The sequence below is a fragment of the Blautia sp. Marseille-P3087 genome (assembly GCF_900120195.1).
In the GTDB taxonomy this organism is placed as follows: Bacteria; Bacillota; Clostridia; order Lachnospirales; family Lachnospiraceae; genus Blautia_A.
The window spans coordinates 2891937-2916897 of the sequence record NZ_LT635539.1 but is presented as its reverse complement, the minus strand read 5'-3'; the positions used below and the strand labels follow the sequence as shown (position 1 = coordinate 2916897).

General features: G+C 41.2%; 22 protein-coding genes and 3 pseudogenes. 9 read left to right on the top strand and 16 right to left on the bottom strand.

Annotated features, from left to right (window positions below; translation table 11 throughout):
- Nucleotides 1–16: 16 nt before the first annotated feature.
- Nucleotides 17–328, bottom strand: coding sequence for an L-rhamnose mutarotase (gene rhaM / locus BQ7344_RS13905; RefSeq protein ID WP_072523022.1), 312 nt, complete (start codon nucleotides 326–328; stop codon nucleotides 17–19).
- A 102-nt stretch (nucleotides 329–430) separates the two neighbouring features.
- Nucleotides 431–859, bottom strand: a pseudogene (locus tag BQ7344_RS13900) (substrate-binding domain-containing protein); the annotation flags it as partial.
- A 149-nt stretch (nucleotides 860–1008) separates the two neighbouring features.
- On the opposite strand from BQ7344_RS13900, the gene BQ7344_RS13895 reads away from it, so the two are divergent.
- Complete coding sequence (locus tag BQ7344_RS13895) at nucleotides 1009–1809, top strand: helix-turn-helix transcriptional regulator (RefSeq protein ID WP_083585555.1); 801 nt, start codon at nucleotides 1009–1011, stop codon at nucleotides 1807–1809.
- A gap of 130 nt (nucleotides 1810–1939) precedes the next feature.
- The gene (locus BQ7344_RS13890; RefSeq protein ID WP_015543371.1) at nucleotides 1940–2143 is read left to right on the top strand and encodes a hypothetical protein; all 204 of its coding nucleotides are present in this window, start codon (nucleotides 1940–1942) and stop codon (nucleotides 2141–2143) included.
- A 95-nt stretch (nucleotides 2144–2238) separates the two neighbouring features.
- Here the strand turns inward: BQ7344_RS13890 and BQ7344_RS16600 are convergent.
- Both BQ7344_RS16600 and BQ7344_RS13880 read right to left on the bottom strand, forming a co-directional pair.
- Nucleotides 2239–2814: pseudogene (locus tag BQ7344_RS16600) on the bottom strand (ABC transporter substrate-binding protein); the annotation flags it as partial.
- The gene (locus BQ7344_RS13880) at nucleotides 2789–4738 is read right to left on the bottom strand and encodes a recombinase family protein (RefSeq protein ID WP_072523020.1); all 1950 of its coding nucleotides are present in this window, start codon (nucleotides 4736–4738) and stop codon (nucleotides 2789–2791) included. The gene BQ7344_RS13880 and the pseudogene BQ7344_RS16600, both read right to left, overlap by 26 nt.
- A gap of 192 nt (nucleotides 4739–4930) precedes the next feature.
- Here BQ7344_RS13880 and BQ7344_RS13875 point away from each other — a divergent pair, with 192 nt between their 5' ends.
- Nucleotides 4931–5563, top strand: a complete 633-nt coding sequence (locus tag BQ7344_RS13875; protein WP_072523019.1) for a GyrI-like domain-containing protein — start codon at nucleotides 4931–4933, stop codon at nucleotides 5561–5563.
- 37 nt (nucleotides 5564–5600) lie between these two features.
- Here BQ7344_RS13875 and BQ7344_RS13870 read toward each other — a convergent pair whose 3' ends face one another.
- From BQ7344_RS13870 to BQ7344_RS13860, 3 genes are all read right to left on the bottom strand, one after another.
- On the bottom strand, nucleotides 5601–5792 hold the full coding sequence (locus tag BQ7344_RS13870; RefSeq protein WP_072523018.1) for a hypothetical protein: 192 nt from the start codon (nucleotides 5790–5792) through the stop codon (nucleotides 5601–5603).
- A gap of 76 nt (nucleotides 5793–5868) precedes the next feature.
- Entirely contained in the window at nucleotides 5869–6468 is a 600-nt protein-coding gene (locus BQ7344_RS13865; protein ID WP_235816123.1) for a plasmid recombination protein, read from the bottom strand.
- Entirely contained in the window at nucleotides 6423–6686 is a 264-nt protein-coding gene (locus BQ7344_RS13860; RefSeq protein ID WP_442855813.1) for a CHC2 zinc finger domain-containing protein, read from the bottom strand. The genes BQ7344_RS13865 and BQ7344_RS13860 overlap by 46 nt, the downstream gene beginning before the upstream one ends.
- 325 nt (nucleotides 6687–7011) lie before the next feature.
- Here BQ7344_RS13860 and BQ7344_RS13855 point away from each other — a divergent pair, with 325 nt between their 5' ends.
- From BQ7344_RS13855 to BQ7344_RS13845, 3 genes are all read left to right on the top strand, one after another.
- The gene (locus tag BQ7344_RS13855) at nucleotides 7012–7851 is read left to right on the top strand and encodes a helix-turn-helix domain-containing protein (RefSeq protein ID WP_072523017.1); all 840 of its coding nucleotides are present in this window, start codon (nucleotides 7012–7014) and stop codon (nucleotides 7849–7851) included.
- Between the two features lie 288 nt (nucleotides 7852–8139).
- Nucleotides 8140–8814: a hypothetical protein gene (locus BQ7344_RS13850; RefSeq protein WP_072523016.1), complete on the top strand. Its 675-nt coding sequence runs from the start codon at nucleotides 8140–8142 to the stop codon at nucleotides 8812–8814.
- A gap of 53 nt (nucleotides 8815–8867) precedes the next feature.
- Nucleotides 8868–9485 carry a type II toxin-antitoxin system PemK/MazF family toxin gene (locus BQ7344_RS13845; protein ID WP_072523015.1) on the top strand — a complete coding sequence of 206 codons (618 nt, stop codon included), beginning with the start codon at nucleotides 8868–8870 and terminating at the stop codon, nucleotides 9483–9485.
- A gap of 295 nt (nucleotides 9486–9780) precedes the next feature.
- Here the strand turns inward: BQ7344_RS13845 and BQ7344_RS13840 are convergent.
- Both BQ7344_RS13840 and BQ7344_RS13835 read right to left on the bottom strand, forming a co-directional pair.
- Nucleotides 9781–10233, bottom strand: a pseudogene (locus BQ7344_RS13840) (ABC transporter substrate-binding protein); the annotation flags it as partial.
- A 146-nt stretch (nucleotides 10234–10379) separates the two neighbouring features.
- Nucleotides 10380–11270, bottom strand: a complete 891-nt coding sequence (locus BQ7344_RS13835; RefSeq protein WP_072523013.1) for an AraC family transcriptional regulator — start codon at nucleotides 11268–11270, stop codon at nucleotides 10380–10382.
- Nucleotides 11271–11521: 251 nt separating this feature from the next.
- Here BQ7344_RS13835 and BQ7344_RS13830 point away from each other — a divergent pair, with 251 nt between their 5' ends.
- The 3 genes from BQ7344_RS13830 (at nucleotide 11522) to BQ7344_RS13820 (ending at nucleotide 15420) form a co-directional block, all read left to right on the top strand.
- A complete protein-coding gene (locus BQ7344_RS13830; protein WP_083585554.1) occupies nucleotides 11522–12877 on the top strand; it encodes an MATE family efflux transporter in 1356 nt (451 codons plus the stop codon).
- A 297-nt stretch (nucleotides 12878–13174) separates the two neighbouring features.
- Nucleotides 13175–14266 (top strand): ABC transporter ATP-binding protein, encoded by a 1092-nt coding sequence (locus tag BQ7344_RS13825; protein ID WP_072523012.1) that lies wholly within the window; start codon nucleotides 13175–13177, stop codon nucleotides 14264–14266.
- 71 nt (nucleotides 14267–14337) lie between these two features.
- Nucleotides 14338–15420: a PucR family transcriptional regulator gene (locus BQ7344_RS13820; RefSeq protein WP_072523011.1), complete on the top strand. Its 1083-nt coding sequence runs from the start codon at nucleotides 14338–14340 to the stop codon at nucleotides 15418–15420.
- Here the strand turns inward: BQ7344_RS13820 and BQ7344_RS13815 are convergent.
- The 7 genes from BQ7344_RS13815 to BQ7344_RS13785 form a co-directional block, all read right to left on the bottom strand.
- Nucleotides 15409–16458, bottom strand: coding sequence for a sulfate/molybdate ABC transporter ATP-binding protein (locus BQ7344_RS13815; RefSeq protein WP_072523010.1), 1050 nt, complete (start codon nucleotides 16456–16458; stop codon nucleotides 15409–15411). The two genes, BQ7344_RS13820 and BQ7344_RS13815, sit on opposite strands and share 12 nt — an antisense overlap.
- The gene (modB, locus tag BQ7344_RS13810; RefSeq protein WP_072523009.1) at nucleotides 16458–17153 is read right to left on the bottom strand and encodes a molybdate ABC transporter permease subunit; all 696 of its coding nucleotides are present in this window, start codon (nucleotides 17151–17153) and stop codon (nucleotides 16458–16460) included. Before modB ends, BQ7344_RS13815 begins: the two co-directional genes overlap by 1 nt.
- 70 nt (nucleotides 17154–17223) lie before the next feature.
- Nucleotides 17224–18126: a molybdate ABC transporter substrate-binding protein gene (gene modA / locus BQ7344_RS13805; protein WP_072523008.1), complete on the bottom strand. Its 903-nt coding sequence runs from the start codon at nucleotides 18124–18126 to the stop codon at nucleotides 17224–17226.
- A 146-nt stretch (nucleotides 18127–18272) separates the two neighbouring features.
- Entirely contained in the window at nucleotides 18273–19136 is an 864-nt protein-coding gene (locus BQ7344_RS13800) for a hypothetical protein (protein WP_072523007.1), read from the bottom strand.
- A gap of 165 nt (nucleotides 19137–19301) precedes the next feature.
- Nucleotides 19302–20201 carry an undecaprenyl-diphosphate phosphatase gene (locus BQ7344_RS13795; protein WP_072523006.1) on the bottom strand — a complete coding sequence of 300 codons (900 nt, stop codon included), beginning with the start codon at nucleotides 20199–20201 and terminating at the stop codon, nucleotides 19302–19304.
- A 240-nt stretch (nucleotides 20202–20441) separates the two neighbouring features.
- Nucleotides 20442–23657, bottom strand: a complete 3216-nt coding sequence (carB, locus tag BQ7344_RS13790) for a carbamoyl-phosphate synthase large subunit (RefSeq protein ID WP_072523005.1) — start codon at nucleotides 23655–23657, stop codon at nucleotides 20442–20444.
- Nucleotides 23644–24732 (bottom strand): carbamoyl phosphate synthase small subunit, encoded by a 1089-nt coding sequence (locus tag BQ7344_RS13785; protein ID WP_015543347.1) that lies wholly within the window; start codon nucleotides 24730–24732, stop codon nucleotides 23644–23646. The genes carB and BQ7344_RS13785 overlap by 14 nt, the downstream gene beginning before the upstream one ends.
- Nucleotides 24733–24961 lie beyond the last annotated feature (229 nt).

Genomic DNA, 24961 nt, shown 5'->3' with positions numbered 1-24961 from the left:
TTTTAAAGATTTCCTCTTAATCCAGATGAAAAACAGGATGAAGATCCTTGCATACCGGACTGTTATCCGGATTAGTTTCCATAATATCTGCCATAAAATCCCACCATTTGCGGTTTATCTCTGTATCTGCACTCTCACTCCATTTTTTTTCATCTTCTATTTCTATATAGCCAAACAATGTGAGTGTTTCTTGGTCCAGAAAAATGGAATAATTTTTTCCGCCATATTCATGTATCATATCTTTCATTTCCGGCCAGAGCAGATTATGACGTCTCTTGTATTCCTGTTCCTGTCCTTCATACAATTTCATTGTAAATGCTTTGATCATATCCGTACCTCCTGCATTTTCCACCATAAAATTCAGGACTGCCGTAGTAGCAGTACAGCAGTCCTGTTTCCAAGGGTTATTTAAATTGTAATTAGCGCCTGATTAATAAACATCTTTCCATTCATCGATATTGGATGGATCAAATTTGAACGGAGAACCGAGAATAACTTCTGTACCGCCGTCAGATGCCTCTGTAACTTCATACTCACCGAGATCTCCTGCTGTAAATTTATCACCTGCTGCACCTGTAATCTCTTCATTTACAAGAGCTATGGATGTGTATGCACCCAGACGTCCTACATCTTCCGGATTCCACAGGAACATATACGGGCAGGAATGTGCATCATCATCACCAATGTACTCTGACATTTCAGAAGGAAGTCCGAGCCCTGTCAGTTTGCAGGAAGAACTATTATCCTGAAGGACTTTTGCAGCTGCTGCAATACCTACAGTTGTCGGCGCGCAGATAACTTTCAGATCCGGATATGTCTGCAGTAATGCCTGTGTAACATCTGTAGATTTCTGAGGTTCTATCAATATCTTGCTATATATTTGAAGGAGTTTTTATGCGAAATATATCGGCTCATAAATATATGGAAAAGCTGAATCTGACCTGAAGCGATGACTCGATTCGTTTTATTAATACGGCCACACCCAGAGCGCGCCAGACTTTTTTCTATGTGCAGGAAGTGGGGGATTTTTGTACTTCCTTCCCCTATTTCACTGAAAGAGAAAACCTGAACAGTTTCCTCATCATCTACACGCTTCATGGTAAGGGATTACTGAAATATCACGGCAGTAAGTATTCTCTGCATCCGGGAACTACCGCATACATAAACTGCATGGAACATCATCACTATGAATGTCTGCAAAACCAGAACTGGGAATTTTTGTGGCTTCATTTTAATGGTCCCTCCGCACTCGGCTACTATGAAGAATTTATGCGGAATAATTTTCATATTCTGGATTCTCTTGATCCTTTTTTTATGGAAAGTACCATGCGCAGAATCCTTTCTATTACGCAGCGAAAAGATATTCATTCAGAAATACTCTCGTCATATCTGATTACCGATATACTGACGCGTGTTCTGATTGAAAATGACACTGAAAATCTCAGTCTGGGTTTTATGCCTGCATACCTGAAAACAGTTTTAAAGGAAATTGATCAGCATTTTCAGGAACCCTTATCTCTTGAGTTCCTCGCCATCACAGCAGGTGTCAGCAAATATCACCTTGCCCGCGAATTCAAAAAATACCTCGGCATGCCACCTAATGAATATCTGATTGTCACCCGTCTGAATCATTCTAAAACCCTTTTAAAATATGAAGACCTTACGATCGAAGAAATTGCATATTCCTGTGGCTTCCATCAGGTAAGTCATTACATCAATCTCTTCAAAAAGCATGAAGGATGTACTCCCTTAAAATTCCACAGAGAATGGCACAGCAACGAGGCTGTCAAGCCTCCCGATGCACAGTAAGGAATCCTCCGGCAATAAAGAAATATCAAATGCATTTTACATCCAGATGTATAATAAACAAACCTCCTGTATACATTAACTTTAAGGTTTTCCGTAAATCTTAAAATCAATATATACACGGAGGTTTGTTATGAAAAAAAATGCTCATTCAAAATCTGACAGCTCTGCAAATCAGGAGGTCATTGACTCTTATGATTTTATGTCAAATGCCGCATCCTCTCAGGACTGTACCGGACTGATCCCGGCAGGACCAGTGGATGAAGAAGAACTGAAATCTTATGAAGCTGTATATCATTACCAGCCACCCAAAGTCGGCATAAAGAAATCCGAATGATTTCTGATTTTCTCTGTCCTGAAAAAAATCTACTTTATTAAAAAAGTATCCTCTCCGTATTGGAATCATCTTATCTCGACCACAAAAGAATAAACTTATTTTTCTGCTGCTTTTGCAGCGTATTCAGTTGTCACAAGATCTTCGTATAATACACGCTTGTTCAGTTCTCCGGAATCTTCAAGAATATCCTCCAGAAGTTCGAAGCTTTCTTTTTCAAAAATCAGGTCAGCTTTCCAGGTATCCTGCTCATAATAACGTTTCACGATCGTCGTGACTATGTCGAGATCTGTTTCCGCAAACTGCGGTGCAATGACTTCGGCAATCTCTTCCGGTGTGTGGCTCTGCACATATTCCATGCCTTTTTGGAGCGCATTGGTAAATTTCTGGATGATTTCCGGATTCTTTTCCATATAACTGGTCTTCGCACTGTAAGAAGTGTACGGCACATAACCAGAATCTACTCCCAGCGAGGCAACTACATATCCGGCACCCTCTTTCTCCAGTGCCGTTGCAGATGGCTCAAATTCAACGGTAAAATCAGCCGATTTATCTCCTGTAAAAGCGGCCGCTGTCGAGCCGAAATCAATGCTCTGATCAATCGTCAAATCTTTCTGCGGATCAAGACCGTTTTTGCGGAGAATGTATTCAAATACCATTTCCGGCATGCCACCTGTCGTCACTAATACCATGTAAATAATCATCTGCTAGCTGTTTCGCAGTGGTTTCTGCTGATACATCCGGCAGATAGTCTTTGGTAAGCTGCGTGATTTCTTCTTTTGACTTTACAATATTGTATGGCTTCAATGGATTATCTGTGGCTTCAAGAATTCCAAGTTCCTTCATCAGCTCAATATATGGAAGGATACTCTGTTTTGTTTTCTTGAATCCCAGATCAGTAATATGCTCTGACAGATATTTTGCAGAAGAAAATCCACGTTCATCCTCAGCAATCAGTTTCATCACAATCGCAATCATGGTATTTTCTCTTCGGTTCATTTCATCAGCAGGACTGTAACTAATCAGATTAGACAAGCCGTATTTCAGTGTAATTTCCGGCATCCCGTCTTCGTCCACTACGATTTTTTCAATCAGAAGTTCAATGTCTCTTCGGTCAAGGCTGCCTCCTGCAATGATTTTATCTACCACCTCAAGAGCATTTTTTAGTTTATCCTTTACATCAGGCGTTTCTATGGCAGTTTCATTCAGTTCTTTTATCTGCATTTCCAGACCATGAATCTGAGCAAATAAGTCTTTCTGCATGGAATCATACGTTTCGTTGATTAAATCTTCATTTCCTGCAGCGACAGCCAGATCTTTTACTTTTTGGGTAAGCAGAACTTTCAGTTGACTTTTTCGCTCATTGATAGTTGTGTGCAGTTCCTGCCGTTTTTCCGCTATTGTTTTTTTCTCTGCTTCAAAATCCTTTAAATCATAAGTGGAAATAACTTCACAGAGAGCATTTCGACACATCTTGATATAAGTCAGAACATCTTCCATCAGATCATCTTCTTCAATTAAATGTGCCTTGGAGCAATAACGTCTGCCTTTGGTGTTATAAGTGGTACAGATGTAATATTTCCGTTCCTTGCTGGAAGTTTTGCGTTTAATTGGTGTAAGGCGGCTGCCACAGTCTTTACAGAACAGGCAACTGCCAAAAGGATTCGGAATCTCTGAGCCAAGCCACTGCCCCCGGCTTCCCCGATAATTGGTACGGTTACGTTTTTCCTTTAATTCCTGTACCAACGCAAAGGTAGCCTTATCAATAATTGCCGGGTGATGATTCTCAAAAATACATTGTTCTTCCTTTGGCACACGTTTATCTTTTCCATGAACCGTATTTCTTGCACGTTTTTTCAAACGAAAAGTACCAATGTAAAAATCATTATCCAGTATTTCTTTTATCATAGCATCAGACCATTTAGAAGCTACCTGTCTTTTAGACAGTCTGCCTTCTTCTATTTCACGTTCACGCTGTATCATAGAGGGAGTGGGTGCGCCCTGTTCGGTCAGATACGTGGCAATCTTGCGGTAGCCGGAACCGGAAAGATATAAGTCATAAATTTGTTTAATATATTCTGCTTCTTTTGGTACGATTTCCAGAACAGTCTTATCTTTTTCATTGCGGCGATAGCCAAACGGCGGTCTTGTAATCAGTGTTCCCTCTTTCTGTCTGGCTCCTATGGCACGCTTGATTTTTTTACTGGTGTCTTTGACATATCGTTCATTAAACCATGTCTTAATACCAATCGTATCGTCACTGGAATCCATAGAATCATAATTATCGTCAATCACAACCAGATGCTTGCCACGTTCCTGAAATTCATCCAGAAGCAGCAGAACCTTTGCATTGTGTCTGCCAAGACGTGAAAAGTCTTTGACATATACGGTATCAATATCTTTATCCAGATCAGCCATCATCTGCTGAAATCCCGGTCTGTCAAAGATATAGCCGGAAATGCCATCATCTTCATACCAGCGGTCAATAACCATACCATGATCTGCTGCATACTGGTTGATAATCAGCTTTTGATTTTCTATGGAAACATAATTCCTTTTATCATCGTCTCTGGAGAGACGGACGTATCCTGCATTCATAGATGTTCCTTTCTTTGAATGTAAATATATTTATTAAGCACTATGTAATTATATTATATATCTAAAATTAAAAAATGTATATAACAAAATTTTAGGATTCTTAGAAACAGATAGTGTTAGATGCGTTTGTTTGATTGCGGAAACATGTAGAATTTGATATAATTTTAAAAATAGCAATTTAAGGAGATAGTTATGGCTTTTGATTTTAAGAAAGAATATAAAGAGTTTTATATGCCTAAAAATAAACCAGCGATTGTAACTGTTCCTAAAGCAAATTATATTGCAGTCAGAGGAACGGGTAATCCAAACGAAGAAGGTGGGGCATACCAGCAGGCAATTAGTGTATTATATGCAGTTGCATATACTTTGAGAATGAGTTACAAAACAGATTATAAAATTGAAGGTTTTTTTGAATATGTAGTTCCACCACTCGAAGGATTTTGGTGGCAGGAAAATATACATGGTATAAACTATGCTGATAAAGATTCATTTAATTGGATTTCAGTTATTCGACTGCCTGATTTTATAAATCAAAAAAATTTTGAATGGGCAGTTGAAACAGCGACTAAAAAGAAAAAAATCGATTGTTCATCGGCAGAGTTTTTGACTATTGATGAGGGATTGTGTGTTCAAATAATGCATTTGGGAGCATTTGATGATGAACCTGCAACTGTTGCACTTATGGATGCGTATTTGGAGCAGAATGGATATGTTAATGATATGAATATGGAAAGATTACATCATGAAATATATCTGTCTGATGCAAGAAAGGTTGCTCCGGAAAAATGGAAAACTGTTATTAGACATCCTATAAGAAAGATTTAGATAACTTCCAGTTCGTATAATTAAAACACTGGTTAAATTATACACTATCCCAGTGATTTTTAATCAGTGCTTTGATTCCATCATGAATATTGGTGTTTGAATTCCCATCCAGAAATGTGACAACTCGAAAGCCGATATTCGCATATTTCTTGCGTTCAGCTTCAAATTCTTCCTGTGAAGAAAAATCATCACGCCAGAGATAATACGTTGGCTTACGCAAGGCTATCACATCCTTTCTGTTAATTTTTCTATAACTATCATATAAAAAGTGGACAGTTTTCGTGTCTGTCCACTTTAAAATAATTTTACCGTTCACGATCTGAATGGTTTAATTGTCCTCGTTTTGCCAGGTCCAGTATTTCTGGTGGAATACGTCCCATCAGCTTCTGGAGATTTTCATAATCGGCTCTGAGTCTGGCATCATCCATTTTCTTTCGTATACTGCTGGACGTTGCTTCTTTTACCTGTCTGCTTAAATCCTGTGTCTGCCTTTTTAATGATACATTATCTGACTTTAAGGAACTAATCGTCTTATCATATTTGCGAACCTGTGTCTGAAAGTTCTCCATTGCAAGAAAGAATTTCTGTAAAAGTTCCACTGCTTTGTCTGTATTTTTACCAGCATTAAAGAGATTTGTGTTTTCTAGTAAATCTGTAATCTGTTTAGCCTGCCGAGTAAGATATGCTGCTTCTTTAAAAAGTCGTGGCGGAATATGTTCACGCCCGGTCATGCTGGCAGCTTCTCCACGTTCCAGATCTGGATATTTTTCTACCATGTGTTTCCAGAACTCATCTTGCCACCAGGTCAGCTTTTTCTTATTTCCAAGAATCTCTTTTGCACAAAGTCTTCCATCCTGAGTTATCGGGACAAAAGAAAGGTGCATATGTGGAGTTTTCTCGTCCATATGCACCACAGTCCGAATAGATTTGCAACAAACTGGATCACATCTCCGGTAGCACCACAGCCAAAGCAGTAGTAATAAGTTGTGTTTAGTTTCATACTTGGGTAATGGTCATTATGAAATAGGCAACAGATCATGTTGTTTCTTCCAATTTTCATGCCATAATATTCGGCAGCCTGTCCGACTGTTACAGTTTCTTTTATTGTTTCAAATAATCTCATTCTATTTTCCTCCTGATTTAAGTTTGAATTTAAAGCTGTGCCGTTTTATCCAGTTCCTTTCCTGACAGGCAACCCTTCTCGGCGCTGTGTCGTCTCTTTGTGAGCGCTCTTTTCTGATCAGAAAATCGTGGCGGTTTATAAAGTTCCGGAACGGTCATTTAGTTTTCAAGGTTCTGTCTGATCGATCATGTTGACAGTTTAGCATGAAAAAATCGCACCCCTGATTTATTCACGTACAATGAAAATCACGAATACGATTTGATAAAAAATTGCAAATTTGCACAGGCACAGATATAATGGAAGTAGTTTAGGAGGTGACGAAACAATGGGAAAATCTGATTTAATAGAAGATGAAACAAGTCTTGCATACCGATTGAGTAATTTGCGGAAAGACCATGATTTAAGCCAAAAACAGTTGGCTGATCAGCTTCATGTGACTCATTCACAAATCAGTCGTATAGAGAGCGGTGAAACAAAAAATCCTAATATAAGCATTGTAATAGATGCCGCCAGGTTTTTTCATGTTTCTACTGATTATCTGCTTGGAATCACTCAGATTACTTCACCCAAAAGTTATGATATATCAGAACTTAGACTGTCGGAAGAAGCGGTAACGAGACTGATTACCAGAAGAATAGATGTAGATATTTTAAACCGATTATTGGAACATGAACATTTTCCAAAATTATGTATTATGATTCGGAATTATTTTGATGATACCATTGCTGAGGGTATAATGGCACGAAATAAGGTCATTAATTTGGCTGTTGATCAACTGACTGATCTGATGACTGCAGAACCCTCAAAAAGAAAAGAGATTATAAAAGATAAGCAGTTTTTAAGCTCACAAAAATTAGGTGCGAATGAAGCGGATATCGAAAAAATCAAGATTCAGTTTATGGCAATATTACGTGATGTTAAATCTGGTATACAGAAAAAAGAACCAACAAAAACGGTTGCTACAGCCGAAGCGGTACAGATGATTCGGGACGCATTGCCTGATAAGCCGGCTTCTGATATTACAAGTACTGACGTAGCAAATGCAGTAGCGTTTTATATGGGACAGACAACAAATCTGACTGATGAAGGTCTTGCAATGGTACAGAATTTGGCAAAATATATCTGTAACAATAGTGTATCTGAGAAAAATTCAGAGGATGGCTAACGGAAGTATGGATATACCTTTCTTTAAATGTGGCATCGTCTGAATAACAGCATTGTCATGCTAATATGCAGACTCAGTTCTGTTCTTTCAGGCAACTCCTTTACGGAGTACCTTGCAGCACAGAATGCCGGGAATTTTGGATAATCGCAAGGATATAGAATTTCTTCCCGGCAGCCACAATTTCATAAAGGTATAACACACTAGACTTTCCTGACGGAAAATCGTGTGCCAACAGGGATGCTACTCGCCCCTATTGGATGACCCAGAGTAAAATAGAAAAGGAAGAATATGAAATATAAAATCAAACAAGCTTGGAAAAGTATTAAAATATATACTAGTTTACCTCATATTTGGGTATTCGGAATAATATTAATCCTTTCAATAATAGCATGTATATGTTCTGTTATATATATGAAAACTAATACTTTTCTATCATCTATATTTGCAAATATTTTTGCCGGATTAGTAACTGGCGTGGTTATTAGCTTGATTTCCACGATAAAATCAATTACACTATATCGAACTGTATGTTTAATTGAATGGCTAACTTCATTACAAAAAGACTTGTTAGAGTATATAGAAATGTACCAAAAGATGATTCTCAAAAATCAGAGTGATTTTGTTGACGAGGAAGTATTTTATAATCACATTTATGATACATTATGTTGTGGAAATAATATAAATGTGAAAATAAGTCAGGGAAGATTTGATTATTCTCTGCCATTCAATTCATATAAATATATAAAAGACAAATTAGAATATGATGCTGAAAATTGTTCCGAAAAAAACGAAAAATTGAGAGATAAAATCCTGATACTGGATTTAAACAATATTACATCTAATGAACTAAGAGAATTATTCAAGGATATGGACAAAGAATTAACATGTTTAAACCATAAAGTTTTAAGACACATCACACAGTTAGAAGCAAGAAAAAGGGCAATAAATGTTTCAATTATGTAAATAGTAACATATTTAATAAAAATAATTTTTACTTGCAAAAGGGAGGTATAACAATGAAAATTGAACTTGGACAAGTTCAAAGAATGTTGGAATGGCTAAAAACCAAACTATATTTAGATTCTATTGCACAAAATGCCCGTTCCAGAGCCATAAAAAGAGGACAGGTATATCGTTGCAATTTCGGCTGTGGAATTGGAAGTGAAATGCAAAAGGAGAGGCCAGCGGTTATTATTCAAAATGACGTTGCTAACTCCCGTTCTGGTAACACTATTGTAATTCCAATTACACATGATACCAGTACTTTACCTTGTGTAGCAAATATTACACCGCAGACAGATGTAGCAGGTAATATTATTCTTGATGGTCAGGCAAACACATCCAATATGATGTGTGTCAGCAAAGCAAGATTAGGTGATCTTGTAGGCTCTTTGCCAAAAACAGATATGAAAAAAATTGATGAAGCGATTGCTAAAACAGTCGGTCTTATGGGATATTACTCTGATCTAAACAAACGATTGAATGATAAATTGCAATATATTTCAAAAATAAAAGAAGAACGAAATAAGGCACAAGACGAACTTGCTGAACTAAGGAAAATTCTTGAATTGTCAGATGATATTTCCTTGACAGAACATATTACAAAGATAAAAATAAATATTGACAAGGAGTAAGTGAACCAGTATTATATAAGTACAAAGAAGTCTTTTTCCGGAGTGAGAAAGATATTATTACTTATTCAAAGGAAAGGGGCTCTGGATGAGTTCCTTTTTACATTTCATAAAATTTGGTTTTATAACATATACTATGAACACAAAGTAGCTCTGGATAGGATATTCGGAGTTGTAAAACGGCGGAAATATCATTACTGGTATTTCCGCCACTTCTTTTATAGATTCTTCGCACTATTCATCCCATCCACCCAGTTACACAGAATCACAATCGTCTCATAATTTACATTGATATATGTACGCCACCCTTACGTCCACCAAGAACTTTCTTTCCCTTCAAATCTTCCCACTTAAAGTCCTGCATTTTCTCTCTTGCCACAAGGAAATTTCCTGCACGCTGAGTAAGCTGTGCGAAGTTCACCGCCGGGTCGGTTGCCCCTTCCTGATATGCATAAATCGACGCTTCCGCTCCCATGAATCCGATATCTGCCTCGCCTGAAATCAGAGCTGTCAATACTTTATCAGCTCCAAATCCTGTCACCAGTGTCAGGTCAAGTCCTTCTTCCGTAAAATATCCCTCTTCAATCGCCACATACTGCGGTGCATAAAAAATCGAATGAGCCACTTCATTTAAAGTGACTTTTGTAAGTTTCTCTTCTCCGTCTTTTTTTGCGGCAAAAGCCGTCATCGGCAGTGCAGTCACCGTCAGAACAATCGCTGCCGCCAGTGAGATCCATTTCTTATTTTTCATGTGGAGACTCCTTTACAGACTTCTTCTGTTAGCATATGCAGAAAACAGAGAAACGTTCTCGATACAATATTTCATTGCACAGACCTGAATGATTTATTTTGAGAGGATGATCAAGATGACGATTCTACGGATGATGATTGAGTCTTCTATCTCTGATTGTATGTTTTCGGATTACACCCGAATCTTTTCCGGAAGGCGCTGGCGAATCGGCTGGGATTACTGAAACCCACCATCTCTGCGATCTGTGTCATGGAGTACTGGCCGCTCTGTACCAGTGGTAAGCTTTTGTCCGCCCGGTATTCTTCCAGATATCCGGTAATTGTTTTTCCTGTCATTTTTTTGAACAGACGGCAGCACACTTCTCTGGACATGTGTATCTGATCTGCCAGCTCCTGCAGGGAGATCACAGATTCAAAATGTGTATTAAGATAACTCAGCATTTTTTCCAGCCGTTCCAGCTCCTGCTGATTCGGCGGAACAAATTTTGTCAGCTCCCTCTGATGATCAGACAGAATCATACTGAATGCTTCACACAGAAGTCCTCTGATCTTCAGTTCATAGCAAAATGGTTTCTGGTCAAACACTTCTTCTACCTGATTCAGTTTCTCAAGGATTTCTTTTCCATTTTCGTCCGAAGCAGTCAGGTGAATACAGGGCACTGCAGAGTTCTGCAAAAAAGGCCTGAAACAGTTTCTCTCAATATCACTTCCAAAGTCCCCATACAGAAAATCCGGCCTCACAAGAATCGTATTATATCTAACATGTTCATTTACTGGTGAATTGCAGCTATGAGGTACGTTTCTGTTCAGAAGGAAGCCGTCACCCGGCCTGACGCTGTAGCTTTTCTGATAAACCTGAAAAACAGCCATACCCTCTCTCAGAAGATTTATTTCCAGATCATCATGCCAGTGGATCGGTACAGTCTTTCCCTCAAACGCCCACAGATCATCATGGCTTACCGTCATGGGAAAAGTTTCTGTTCCATGTTTTGAGAGTTCTCTTCTGGTATCATCCATCAGGATTTTTCTTTTTGCCATTTCATATTTCTCCGAATTTTGCAATTTATGTATAATTTTATCTGCAATATTTTTTAATTATCATACTCAACTTTCCAAATTTTGTAAAGATTTTCATTCCTCTGCATCCCCAAATCTCTTCTTTTTATCCTCCATACAAAATCAATATCTGTATCATATACAACAATACCGGAATCGTATTTTGATTTCATTTTCTTTATAATGAGGCGTGCAGTAAAAAAGCATGTACTACTAAGGAGGTTCTTAATATTATGTCCGGAACAAAGTCTAAAGAAATGGATCTTACCGTTGGAAGTCCATTCTGGTCTTTACTAAAATTCGCAATTCCCGTAATTCTGGGTAATCTATTTCAGCTCTTTTATACACTTGCTGACTCTGTGATCGTCGGTAAAACACTGGGGGCAAATTCCCTTGCGGCAGTCGGCTCCACCAGCATTATCATTTATTTTGTCTTTTGTTTTATCAATGGTTTTACAGGTGGTTTCGGCATCTGTCTCGGCCAGCGCTGTGGCGCAAAAGATGAAAAAGGAATGCGAAAAAGCGTTGCCGCTTCCACGCTGCTCAGCATCATTTTTACAATTGTGCTGACGCTGATCTGCTGCCTCCTGGCTCATCAGATTCTTCGGTGGATGCAGATTCCTTCTGATATTTCCGGTGAAGCCTATGACTATATGTTTGTGGTACTTCTCGGAACAGGTGCAACTGTTTTTTACAATATGATTTCCAACATGCTACGTGCACTGGGCGACAGTAAAACACCGCTCTACTTCCTGGTATTCTCCTCTGTATTGAACATTTTTCTTGATGTTCTGTTTATTGTACCTTTACACATGGGAGTAGCAGGTGCTGCATGGGCTACAATTTTGTCCCAGTTTCTCTCAGCAGTACTCAGTCTCATCGTCGGACTGAAAAATTTCCCGATACTGCATCTGCGCCGTGAAGATTTCCATGATCTGAACGACACGATCAGTCTTCATCTGAAAACCGGATTTCCTATGGGCTTCCAGATGTCTGTCATGTGTATCGGACAGCTCGCAATGCAGACTGTCGTAAACTCCCTCGGAACTGCTGCCGTAGCCGGATATACTGCTGCCTCTAAAGCAGATCAGCTTTCCGTACTTGTAAATAACGCAATGATGACAGCCATCTCCAACTATGTTGCCCAGAACTTCGGTGCAGGCAAAAAGGACCGTATCCGTCAGGGCGTTCGCGCATCTCTGATCCAGACCGAAGGCTTCAACCTTCTTATGTGTATCGGCATCCTGCTTCTTCGCCACCCGATTGTGCGGATGTTCCTCTCTGATCCGACAGTCGAAATCTATCATTACTCCGATGCGTATCTGACGATCGTGGCTCCTTTCTATTTTATCCTGGGGCTGCTGGCAGTTTACCGAACCTCGATCCAGAGTATGCAGAATGGACGCGCTCCTTTCGCGGCATGTATGATCGAACTCGTCATGCGTATTGCAGCGACCATCGGACTTTCCGGTATCATCGGCTATACCTCCGTATGCATTGCCAGCCCACTTGCGTGGTTCGGTGCCTGCGCACTTCTGATTCCCGTATACTATCGGATGATGAAAAGGCCATTAGCATCTGCAAGTTAGACAATATATTTTATTTCGTAATAATTGTTATTGTTCGCTCCGTTCACAGCAAACTTGGTTAAAATCCATTCCATATCATCACTTGCCAGCCAAAGCCTTATCTTCTATAATATCTTTATGATAACTCCCATCTGGTTTCGGCAGAGTGACAAACCTACCCGGGCTTTTCGTCAATCTGTCAAGAAACCTCCGAAATCTTTGTAAGGTTCAACTCTGGATTCCTCCGGGAAATTCCAGTATACTGATAACAGTTCAAAACATGAGCAAAACTTACTTAATATTTTGGAGGGAAAAATAATGGCAAGTTTATCTTTACAGCACATTAATAAAACATATCCAAACGGTTTCGAAGCCGTTAAAGACTTCAATCTTGAAATCGAAGACAAAGAATTCATCATTTTCGTAGGACCTTCCGGATGTGGTAAATCTACTACACTTCGTATGGTAGCCGGACTGGAAGAAATCACCAGCGGTACCTTAAAGATCGGTGACAAAGTTATGAACGATGTAGAGCCGAAAGACCGTGACATCGCAATGGTATTCCAGAACTACGCTCTGTATCCTCATATGACCGTATATGATAACATGGCATTCGGACTGAAACTTCGTAAAGTTCCGAAAGCTGAGATCGACAAAGCAGTTCGTGAAGCTGCAAGAATCCTTGACCTTGAGAAACTTCTTGATCGTAAACCGAAGGCTCTTTCCGGTGGACAGAGACAGCGTGTTGCTATGGGACGTGCAATCGTTCGTAATCCTAAGGTATTCCTTATGGATGAACCGCTCTCCAACCTGGATGCAAAACTTCGTGTACAGATGCGTATCGAGATTTCCAAAATCCATCAGAGACTGGGTGCTACTATCATCTACGTAACACATGACCAGACAGAGGCTATGACTCTTGGTACCAGAATCGTTGTTATGAAAGACGGTGTTGTTCAGCAGGTTGATACACCTCAGAACCTCTATCAGAAACCGGGCAACCTCTTTGTTGCAGGATTCATGGGATCTCCGCAGATGAACTTCCTTGATGCCCAGATCAAAGAAAAAGGTTCCGACATTGTTGCAGTTATCGGAAGTGATGAACTCGTTATCCCGGCAGCTAAAGCTAAAGCACTCAAAGATGGCGGTTATGTAGGAAAGACCGTTGTTATGGGTATCCGTCCGGAAGACGTTGCAGATACACCGAACGGCTCCATGTCTTCTACCGTTAAAGTTTACGAGCTTCTTGGCGCAGAAGTATTCCTGTACTTCGATGTGAACGGTACACAGATCACAGCTCGTGTTGATCCAGGTACAAAAGCAAAAACAGGTGATCCGGTTAAATTCGATTTCAACATGGAAAAAACACATTTCTTTGATAAAGATACAGAACTGGTTATCACTAACTAAGATTCAATCAGAATATCAGACCCGGGGCAGTTTACCCCGGGTCTTTTTTTCAGAAAGGATGATTTGATTTCATGTCTGTACAACGTACACTTCAAAAATATATGGATAACTGGAAACGCATCAGCCATCTCGACTTCTGCCTGCTTCTGGAGGACAATTCCGTTTTCGTTACGACCTGCGAAAAAAGACTTCCATCCGCAGCAAAACTTGATGACTTCCGCCAGAGCACCGCACTCTGTCTGGCCAATACAACCTGCTGCCTGTACAAAATTACCGAAAAGAGCGATGTTCCCTATCTTCTCGTCGTATGGGGAAGCGATGCTTCTGTCTCAACGATTGGTGAACTGGCTGTCTGCCAGATTCAAAGCATCCTGGAAGGTTTTTCCGAAAAAAATGACAAAAACTCTTTTATGCAGAAACTGCTTCTGGGAAACTATACAGAAGTAGAGGCTTTTAACCGTGCGCGCAAACTGCACATTTCCACCACTGCACGCAGGGCAGTCTTCCTCGTTACAACCAGACAGTCGCAGGATGAACATGCCCTGGCAACGATTAAAAATATCTTTTCTGCACGCACGCACGATTTTATCACTGCGATCGATGACAGTGGCATCATCATTGTTCGTGAACTTTCTTCTACGGAAACTTATGAAAATCTCGAAGATACCGCTCATATGCTGGTTGATATGCTCGGCGCAGAGGCCATGACACAGGCATGGGTTGCCTACAGCAATACCGCCGACGATCTCCGTGAACTTTCCAGTGCATATAAAGAAGCACGCACAGCACTCGAAATCGGTAAGATCTTTTATGCTGAACGTGCTGTATTCGGATATCGTACCCTTGGTATCGGGCGTCTGATCTACCAGCTCCCTGTCTCCATCTGTGAGATGTTCATCGAAGAAATCTTCGGTGATGAGTCGCTTGATTCCATCGACGGTGAGACGCTGGCGATCATCCGCACTTTCTTTGAAAATAACCTGAATCTCTCCGAAACATCCAGACAGCTCTACGTACATCGCAACACGCTTGTCTACCGCTTCGAAAAGATTCAGAAAAAATTCGGTCTCGACCTCCGTACTTTCGAAGATGCAATGACCTTCAAACTGGCTATGCTTGTTGCCGGTTATCTGAAATCAAAATCACTTCAGTAACATCAGATGCTCCGGCGGCAGATACAGATATGGCGGCAGATTTTTTTCATGTGGATCCCGGAAGTTTTCTTTCGGGCGCATCCACCAGAGGGCTGCTCCTTCTTCCATTCCCGGATTTCTGACCAGATACTGATGTTCAAATGTTGTTTCCACATATTCCGCTGCCTCAAAGACAATACAGTTTTTACCTGCTTCCTGCACCGGTTGGATCCAGTGTCCGCGGATAGCAACATGCGTCATATCTGCTTTCACCTTCTGTGCAGTATGGAGTGATACACCCCAGTCAAGTGCAAACACTTCATGATCTCCCATTCTCTCAATCCTTGAACTGTTTTTGCAGCCGGTCAGTCTGGAGGCTTCCAGAAGCTGTGGCTGTTCAAATAAATCTCTTGTATTTCCGAAAATCAATGTCTTTCCTTCTCTTAAAAGCATCAATTCATTACAAAAACGAAATGCCTCATCTCTGCTGTGCGTCACCATCAGCATATCTCCCTGATACTGTTGCAGAAATTCCTGCATATCTTTCTGTAAAACATCCTTCAGATATCCATCCAATGCCGAAAATGGCTCATCCAAAAGGATCATTTCCGGTTCTCCGATCATCATTCGGGCAAGTGCTACTCGCTGCTGCTGCCCTCCGGAAAGCTGTGCCGGATAACGGTTATCCAGCCCATCAAGCTGATATCTCTTCAGATAGTCACGTACCTTTTCTTCTTTTTGTGATTTTTCTCCACGATAGCCGCAGAGAATATTGTCTTTGACCGTCATTGTCGGAAACAATGCATAATTCTGAAATAGATAACCGATCCGCCGCTCCTGTGGTTTCAGATTTATTTTCTTCTCAGAGTCAAACACCGTTCTTCCATTGATTACAATTTTTCCCTTATCCGGAGTTTCGATCCCGGCGATACAGCGGAGCGTCATACTTTTTCCGCTTCCGGAAGCTCCGAGGATTCCGGTTGACGAAGTAGTGCTCTCAAACGCTGTCTTAAGAGAAAATCCTTTAAAATTTTTTTCTATATTTACCTGTATTGCCATCAGATCCACCTTCTGCTCTTCATGCCTCTGCCTGAGACAATATTTATCAGTGCCACGATCACAAACGATATCAGAACAATCACCACAACCCAGAAACCTGCCACATCATAATTTCCTGCTGCTGTTTCCGCCGCAATCGCAACGGATACGGTACGTGTCTTACCGAGGATATTCCCCGCCAGCATAGAAGTTGCACCATATTCACCGATTGCTCTCGCAAAGGCAAGAACGGTACCGGATGCAATGCCAGGTGCTGCTGCCGGAACGATAACCTTCCAGAAAATTCTGCGGTCACTCATACCAAGAGTCTGACCTGCATAAATGAGGTTTACATCCACCTGCTCAAATGCGGCACGTGCGTTGCGGTACATCAGTGGAAAAGCAATGACTGCTGCTGCGATCACGCAGCCTTTCCATGTCTGAATGACCTTGAAATCAAAGCTTTCCAGTAGCAACTTACCGAACGGTCTGCGCAGACTGAAGATCAGCAGAAGAAAAAATCCTGCCACTGTTGGTGGAAGGACAAGTGGCATCGTAAAAATACCATCCAGAATTGCTCTTGATACCGCTTTCAGTTTCATGATTTTTCTTGCACAGAAAATCCCCAGAAAAAAGGCAATAACCGTCGCCACAAAACCGGTTTTTAAGGAGATCCACAGTGGACTCCAGTTAATTTCCTGTATAAATTCCATCATTCTTTCTAATTCCCCTGTATGCACCAAAAGGGGCTGACATATCTGTCGCCCCTTTTGTATGTAATTTTGATTATTTTGTTTCTTCTGTTGCTTCAGTTTCCTCTGCAGTATCTGCATCAGTTTCCTCTGCAGTATCTGCATCAGTTTCTTCTGCAGCTTCTTTCTCATCCTCTGCTTTGTACTGTGCAAATCCATATTCTTCGAATACTTTCATTGCACCATCTGTCTGAAGATATTCTAAGAAAGCTTTTGCTGCTGCAGATTCGGAATCAGATGCTTCAGAATCAACGATAAGCCCTGCCGGATAGAGAACCGGTGTTTCCAGAGAACCAGCCGGCGCTTCTGCGATAATATCTACTTTGTCGGCAACGGAAGCTGCATCTGTTGCATAAACAACACCGATCTCGTTGCTTCCCTCACTTACAGATGCAAGTACTTCCGTAACGTTCTTTCCTTCATTGATCTCCATCTTGTTGATATCATCTTCAATACCAAGATTCTTAAAGATTTCACGGGAGTACTGCCCAACCGGAACATCCTCTCCTGCAAGAGCGATATTCTCTGCATCTGTGATGTTTTCGAATCCGGTAACCTTTGTCTCGCCATCCTTTGGTTTGATCAGAACGACTTTGTTTTCAAGAAGATCTACAACTGAATCTTTGTCTGCAAGTTCTTCGTCTACAAGCGCATCCATCTGCTTGGTAGCTGCGGAAAAGAAGACGTCACATCTTGAGCCTTCTTCAATCTGTGTCTGAAGTGTTCCTGAACTGTCTGCATTGAAGAGAATATTTACATCCGGATATTCCTTATTGAAATCCTTCTGGATATCTTCCATTGCATTGCTTAAGCTTGCTGCAATAAATACATAAAGATCACCACTTGCATCCTCTGCGGCTGCTGCCTGTACACTGCCTGCACTCATACCTGCTGCCATAGCACCAGCCAGCATGATCGTCATAATTTTTTTCTTCATGATAAATCTCCCTCCTTTTCTGTACTCTTTCCAGTAATTTCATCACTGCGTTGATAATATTTTAACGGTACAGAAAATTTCCGTCAATTTATCCGACTTATTTTGCAATAGAACTTACCAATAAATCTTAAAGAAATTTTTATAGATTAATAATTCCAGTCGCCGCCCTCTTCATCGGTGTCATAACCTTCGTCTACATAATCATCGTAGGAAGAACCGTCAGAGCTTCCATCATCATAGGAGGAATCGTCATAACTGCCATCATCGTAATTACTGTCGTCATAGCTGCCGTCATCGTAGCTTCCGTCATCAGAACTGTCATCAGAACTGTCATAGCTGCTGTCGTCATAACTGTCATCATAGCTGCTGTCATCATAACTTGTATCCTCAGAACTATCGTCAGAGGAAGATGTCTGCTGTGAATTTTCCTTTGTATCTTTTTCTTTCTTTTCAGAAAGACTCATATAACGAAGATATGCAACGGAACTCTCTTCGTCGTAAGCAAGAGAAGCTTTTTCCATATCGCCAAGGTTTACACTGTAGATCTGGTATGCATCACCGGATGCAGTCACAATCTTCATATCATACAGAGCAGATGCACCGGAAGTATCTGTTGTTGAATCTGTGCTTTCTTCACTGCTGTCTGATGCGGAAGAAGAATCTGCTGTGTAATACATCTGCACCTGTTCTGCCGCCTTTACAGAAGATTCTGACGGAATCAGGTTTTTGCCCCAGTCTTCTCCGCCGGATGTCATCAGATAGATTTCTCTGATATCGTTCTGAAGACTGTTGGTCAGGTAGATATATTTTGCCTGAGATGTTTTTACACCAATTACCTTCGGTGCCGGTGTAGAGGTCGGTACCGGTGTGACTGTTACCGGAACTTCTGTAGGTGTCGGAGTTGCTGCCGGTGTCGGAGTTACCTCAACGACAGATCCCTTTGAGCCGCATCCTGCAAGAGCAAGGATCATTGTCATTCCAAGAACGGCGATGATATGTTTTGCTTTCATTATTTCCATCCTTTCCGGTCTATGCTAGACCGTTGATACATTTTCTTGTTTATAAAATCACAGACATTATCCCACGTAATCCGCAAAAAGTCAAATTTTCAGCTTTATCAGAGGAAGTATGTCTCGGGATTTTGTCATATTCATGACAAGACACCTCGCGGAATATTACCTGTGAACAGCAACCGCAAAATAACCCAGCACAAGGATACCAAGGACAATTCGATACCAGCCAAATGCTTTAAAGTCATGTTTCTTAATGTAACCCATCAGGAATTTGATTGCGATAATGGATACAAAAAATGCAACAACAACGCCTGTCACCAGTGTCAAAATCTCTGCCGGTGTGAAAGCGAAACCAAATTTTACAAGTTTCAAAAGGCTCGCACCAAACATTACCGGAATCGCCAGGAAAAAGGTAAACTCTGCTGCTACAGTTCTTGAAGTTCCCACAAGGATTCCTCCGATGATCGTGGAGCCTGAACGTGAAGTTCCCGGAATAACAGAAAGTACCTGAAAGATACCGATCTTGAATGCGGTACCAAAACTTAAATCTTCAAGGGAAGTACATACCGGTTTTCTTCTTTTATTGTAGTTCTCTACCAGAATGAAGATTACACCATATACGATCAGGGCAATTGCAACCACTATATAATTGTTGAATTTTTCTTCGATAATATCATTAAACGGAAGTGCGATCACGATTGTCGGAATGCATGCCACAAGAATCTTGAACCACAGGATCCATTTGGTTTTGTCACAGAATTTTTCGACAAACGTCATCGCCACACGAGATACCGGATTCATGCGATTAAGTTCTTTACGTTTTTTCGTGGAAATCTCTCTTATATAAAATGGCCACAATTTACTCCAGTATAAAACAACAACTGCAAGAATCGCACCAAGCTGAATCACAACAAGGAAAAATTCCTTAAACTGCGGTGTCATTTCCATCTTGATAAATTCATCAACAAGAATCATATGTCCGGTACTGCTGATTGGAAGCCATTCCGTAATACCCTCGACGATTCCGAGTATCACAACTTTTATAAATTCCAGAACACTCATTTTTCTTTCCTTTCTCTTTCTTATTTTCTTTATGATATCTTAGAACTGTCCGTGCACTGCACTTCTACAATTCATACATTATCAGTATATTACAGTTTACATGCTTCGTAAACCTCTCCGCAGGTTTTCATATAAAGTTTAACTTTTGTTTAGCTATTTGCTGTAATATCTGTAATTTCTTCTAAAGTAAAAACCGGAGAAACATGTTCGTCTCTCCGGTCATAAAATTCTTTTTATTTTTTATCTGTCTGCGATCGTTGCAATATCGATCAGTGTCAGGTTGTGAAGGTCTGTGTTCTCAAGGCTGGTTACAAGTGCTTCTGCTGTATCCAGACTGGTAAGAACATTGACACCTGTCTCAATTGCATTTCGGCGGATCACGAAACCATCTTTCTGATGTTCCACACCCTGCGGCGGTGTATCAATAACAACGTCTATCTTATGTCCGAGGATGAGGTCCATAAGGTTTGGTGCCGGCTGTTCCAGTTTATTGGTACGAATCGCCTTGATTCCATTTTCTTTGAGAACTCTTGCCGTTCCTCTTGTTGCGTAGATACGATATCCGAGCGCTTCAAAACGTCTTGCGATCGGAACAACTTCCTGCTGATCCTCATCTTTGACAGTGATGATCATATTTTTGTACTTCGGAAGTTTGATTCCGGCACCGATGAAGGCTTTGTACAGAGCTTCATTAAAGTTCTCTGCGATACCAAGGCACTCACCTGTAGACTTCATTTCAGGTCCGAGGCTGATGTCTGCACCACGGATCTTCTCGAAGGAAAATACTGGCATTTTGATCGCGATATGTTTTGCTTCCGGCTGAAGTCCCGGCTCATATCCCATGTCTTTCAGTTTGTATCCGAGAATGACCTTTGTTGCCAGCGGCACGATTGGAATTCCAGTTACCTTACTGATGTACGGTACGGTACGGCTGGAACGTGGGTTTACTTCGATAACATATACTTCTTCACCGCATACGATGAACTGAATATTGATCATACCGATTACGTGGAGTGCTTTTGCCAGACGGCGTGTGTACTCTGCAATCGTGTCTTTTGCTTTCTGGCTGATCGTCTGTGCCGGATATACGGAGATACTGTCTCCGGAATGGATACCTGCACGTTCGATATGCTCCATGATACCAGGAATCAGGATGTCATCGCCATCACATACGGCATCGACCTCGATTTCTTTACCCATCAGATATTTATCTACAAGGATCGGGTGTTCCTGCGCAATCTGATTGATGATTCCGATGTATTCTTCTACATCTTCATCACTGACTGCAATACGCATGCCCTGTCCGCCAAGAACGTAGGAAGGACGTACAAGTACCGGATAGCCAAGCTCATTGGCTGCTTTTTTTGCTTCTTCGGCAGTAAAGACAGTATGTCCCTTCGGTCTCGGAATCTGGCACTGTTCCAGAATCTCATCGAACAGTTCACGGTCTTCGGCTGCATCTACGTCTTCTGCAGATGTTCCGAGGATTTTTACACCCATTTTCATAAGTGCTTCGGTAAGTTTGATTGCGGTCTGTCCACCAAACTGTACGACTGCTCCGTCTGGTTTCTCAATATTTACAATGTTTTCTACATCTTCCGGTGTCAGTGGTTCGAAATACAGTTTATCTGCAATATCAAAATCGGTGCTGACAGTTTCCGGGTTGTTGTTTACGATAATTGTTTCGTAGCCCTCTTTTTTGAATGCCCATGTACAATGTACAGAGCAGAAGTCAAATTCGATACCCTGTCCGATACGGATCGGACCGGAACCAAGAACCAGGACTTTCTTTTTATCATGAGCAGCTACTGCTTCATTTTCTGTATCCGGTCCACCATATACAGAATAATAATATGGTGTTGCGGCAGCAAACTCTGCTGCACAGGTATCTACCATCTTGTAAGCGGCTGTGATCTTGTATACCTGACGGAGTGCCTTGATATCGGCTTCTGTTCTTCCGCAGAGGTTTGCGATCACGTAATCCGGAAATTCCATACGTTTTGCTTCCAGAAGAAGTTCTTCTGTAAGCGGCTGAGTCTTAAGCGCCTGTTCCATCTCTACAAGGATTGCAATCTTGTCGATAAACCAGCGGTCGATCTTTGTAATTCTGTGGATGTATTCTTTGGAGATATCTCTTCGGATTGCTTCTGCTATTTTCCAGATACGACGGTCATCTACAACTGCCAGTTCTTCGATCAACTCATCCTCATCAAGACCTGTAAAGTCATAGGACATAAGACTGTCTACATGCTGTTCCAGAGAACGGATGGCTTTCATGAGGGCACCTTCGAAGTTGTGGCAGATACTCATAACTTCACCGGTTGCTTTCATCTGAGTTGTCAGAGTTCTCTTTGCAGTAATAAATTTATCAAACGGAAGTCTCGGGATCTTAACTACACAGTAGTCAAGCATCGGCTCGAAACTTGCATATGTTTTTCCTGTAATAGCGTTCGGAATCTCATCCAGTGTATAGCCCAGAGCAATCTTTGCAGCAACTTTAGCAATCGGATAACCTGTAGCTTTACTTGCCAGTGCGGAAGAACGACTTACACGCGGGTTTACCTCGATAACACAGTATTCAAAACTCTCCGGATGAAGAGCGTACTGTACGTTACATCCGCCTGTGATTCCAAGCTCTGTGATAATATTCAGCGCAGAAGTACGAAGCATCTGGTATTCTTTGTCTCCCAGTGTCTGGGACGGAGCAACTACGATGGAGTCACCGGTATGTACACCAACCGGGTCAATATTTTCCATGTTGCAGACTGTGATACAGTTGCCTGCGCTGTCACGCATAACTTCGTATTCGATTTCTTTCCATCCTGCGATGCAGCGTTCTACCAGAACTTCTCCTACTCGTGAAAGACGGAGACCGTTTTCAAGGATTTCTCTGAGTTCGAATTCATTGTTGGCGATACCGCCGCCACTTCCGCCAAGTGTGTAAGCAGGACGAAGAACGACCGGATATCCTATGGTTCTGGTGAATGCCACGCCGTCTTCTACGGTTGTTACGACTTTGGATGCCGCAACCGGCTCACCGATCTTTTCCATGGTATCTTTAAATTCCTGACGGTCTTCTGCTTTCTTGATTGTTTCTGCAGTAGTACCGATCAGGCGTACGTTGTGTTCTTTGAGGAAGCCTTTTTCTTCCAGTTCCATAGCAAGGTTCAGGCCTGCCTGTCCACCAAGTGTCGGAAGTACGCTGTCCGGCTGTTCTTTCAGGATGAGCTGCTCTACAACTTCTACTGTCAGTGGCTCGATGTAAACTTTATCTGCAATATCCTTATCTGTCATGATCGTCGCAGGGTTGGAGTTCAGGAGAACTACCTCCATGCCTTCTTCTTTCAGAGAACGGCATGCCTGTGTACCTGCGTAGTCAAACTCTGCTGCCTGACCGATGATAATCGGACCGGATCCAATTACAAGAACTTTATGTATATCTTTATTTCTCGGCATGATCTGTTCCTCCCATCATTTTCATAAATCTGTCAAACAGGTAGCTGGAATCCTGCGGTCCGGGGCATGCTTCCGGATGGAACTGAACGGTAAAGATATTCTTCCCTTCGTAAGCCATTCCTTCGTTTGTACCATCATTTACGTTGATAAATGCAGGTTTGGCAATGCCTTTTTTCTCAAGTGCTTCTGCATCTACCACATAGCCGTGGTTCTGTGAAGAAATGTAAACACGTCCTGTCTCAAGGTCTTTTACCGGATGGTTGCCGCCGCGGTGTCCGTATTTCATCTTGTGTGTGTCACCACCTGTTGCAAGTGCCATGAGCTGATGTCCGAGGCAGATTGCAAAAATCGGTACATCGGATTCGTAGAGTTTACGGATTTCTTCTATAATAGTGGTACATTCTTTCGGGTCTCCAGGACCATTGCTCAGCATGATTCCGTCCGGAGCATCTTTCAGGATCTCTTCTGCCGGTGTCAGTGCCGGATAGATTGTCACCTGGCATCCTCTTTCATTCAAAGAACGGGCGATGTTACGTTTTGCTCCAAAGTCCATGAGTGCCACTTTTGGTCCGTTACCTTTGAGTACTTCTTTTTCTTTGCAGGTAACTTTTTCAACTACTTTTCCTGTTGTATATGCTTTTAAGCGGGGGATTATTTCGTCTAAATCATAATTTTCATTGACAGTGATCATACCATTCATGGTACCTTTTTCACGAAGAATTTTGGTAAGAGCACGGGTATCAATACCGGCAATACCCGGAATATCATGTTTTTCAAGAAAATGCTGAATTGTGTCCACGCTTCTGAAATTGCTTGGGACACGTGATAATTCACGAACGATAAAACCATCAATCCATGGTTTTCTGGATTCCTGGTCCTCATAACAAATACCATAGTTACCAATCAGAGGGTAGGTCATGCAGACAGCTTGTCCTGCATACGACGGGTCGGTCATTACTTCAAGATATCCGGTCATGGATGTGTTAAACACGATTTCGCTGATGACTTCTCTTGTCGAACCGATGCTTGTTCCTTTAAAAACATGGCCGTCTTCTAATATCAGAAATGCTTTCATATAATCTCCCTTTCTCTTGTTTTATCCTAAATCTTCAAGATTGTATCACAAGAGCTTTTGTTTTTCAACAGGTTAAAGTACTAAAAATAATTAAGTTGTTCAAAAAAACTTTGTTCTGGTGATTGGCTGGGTAAATTGTTGCTTTTGCAAGTATTATTAAAAAAATTTAATTTTTTTTATTTTTTCTATTGACATTTAGGTTTTGTTGCGTTATTATAAACAGGCAGTC

Bases quoted from the DNA above. Each gene is read 5' to 3' on its own strand.
- BQ7344_RS13795 (WP_072523006.1), bottom strand. From the start codon at position 20,201: ATGAGTGTTCTGGAATTTATAAAAGTTGTGATACTCGGAATCGTCGAG.
- BQ7344_RS13875 (WP_072523019.1), top strand. From the start codon at position 4,931: ATGGCTTTTGATTTTAAGAAAGAATATAAAGAGTTTTATATGCCTAAA.
- carB (WP_072523005.1), bottom strand. From the start codon at position 23,657: ATGCCGAGAAATAAAGATATACATAAAGTTCTTGTAATTGGATCCGGT.
- BQ7344_RS13820 (WP_072523011.1), top strand. From the start codon at position 14,338: ATGTCTGTACAACGTACACTTCAAAAATATATGGATAACTGGAAACGC.
- BQ7344_RS13855 (WP_072523017.1), top strand. From the start codon at position 7,012: ATGGGAAAATCTGATTTAATAGAAGATGAAACAAGTCTTGCATACCGA.
- BQ7344_RS13830 (WP_083585554.1), top strand. From the start codon at position 11,522: ATGTCCGGAACAAAGTCTAAAGAAATGGATCTTACCGTTGGAAGTCCA.
- BQ7344_RS13850 (WP_072523016.1), top strand. From the start codon at position 8,140: ATGAAATATAAAATCAAACAAGCTTGGAAAAGTATTAAAATATATACT.
- BQ7344_RS13835 (WP_072523013.1), bottom strand. From the start codon at position 11,270: ATGGCAAAAAGAAAAATCCTGATGGATGATACCAGAAGAGAACTCTCA.
- modB (WP_072523009.1), bottom strand. From the start codon at position 17,153: ATGATGGAATTTATACAGGAAATTAACTGGAGTCCACTGTGGATCTCC.
- BQ7344_RS13815 (WP_072523010.1), bottom strand. From the start codon at position 16,458: ATGGCAATACAGGTAAATATAGAAAAAAATTTTAAAGGATTTTCTCTT.
- BQ7344_RS13785 (WP_015543347.1), bottom strand. From the start codon at position 24,732: ATGAAAGCATTTCTGATATTAGAAGACGGCCATGTTTTTAAAGGAACA.
- rhaM (WP_072523022.1), bottom strand. From the start codon at position 328: ATGATCAAAGCATTTACAATGAAATTGTATGAAGGACAGGAACAGGAA.
- BQ7344_RS13800 (WP_072523007.1), bottom strand. From the start codon at position 19,136: ATGAAAGCAAAACATATCATCGCCGTTCTTGGAATGACAATGATCCTT.
- BQ7344_RS13880 (WP_072523020.1), bottom strand. From the start codon at position 4,738: ATGAATGCAGGATACGTCCGTCTCTCCAGAGACGATGATAAAAGGAAT.
- BQ7344_RS13890 (WP_015543371.1), top strand. From the start codon at position 1,940: ATGAAAAAAAATGCTCATTCAAAATCTGACAGCTCTGCAAATCAGGAG.
- BQ7344_RS13865 (WP_235816123.1), bottom strand. From the start codon at position 6,468: ATGGACGAGAAAACTCCACATATGCACCTTTCTTTTGTCCCGATAACT.
- BQ7344_RS13825 (WP_072523012.1), top strand. From the start codon at position 13,175: ATGGCAAGTTTATCTTTACAGCACATTAATAAAACATATCCAAACGGT.
- BQ7344_RS13845 (WP_072523015.1), top strand. From the start codon at position 8,868: ATGAAAATTGAACTTGGACAAGTTCAAAGAATGTTGGAATGGCTAAAA.
- BQ7344_RS13860 (WP_442855813.1), bottom strand. From the start codon at position 6,686: ATGAGATTATTTGAAACAATAAAAGAAACTGTAACAGTCGGACAGGCT.
- modA (WP_072523008.1), bottom strand. From the start codon at position 18,126: ATGAAGAAAAAAATTATGACGATCATGCTGGCTGGTGCTATGGCAGCA.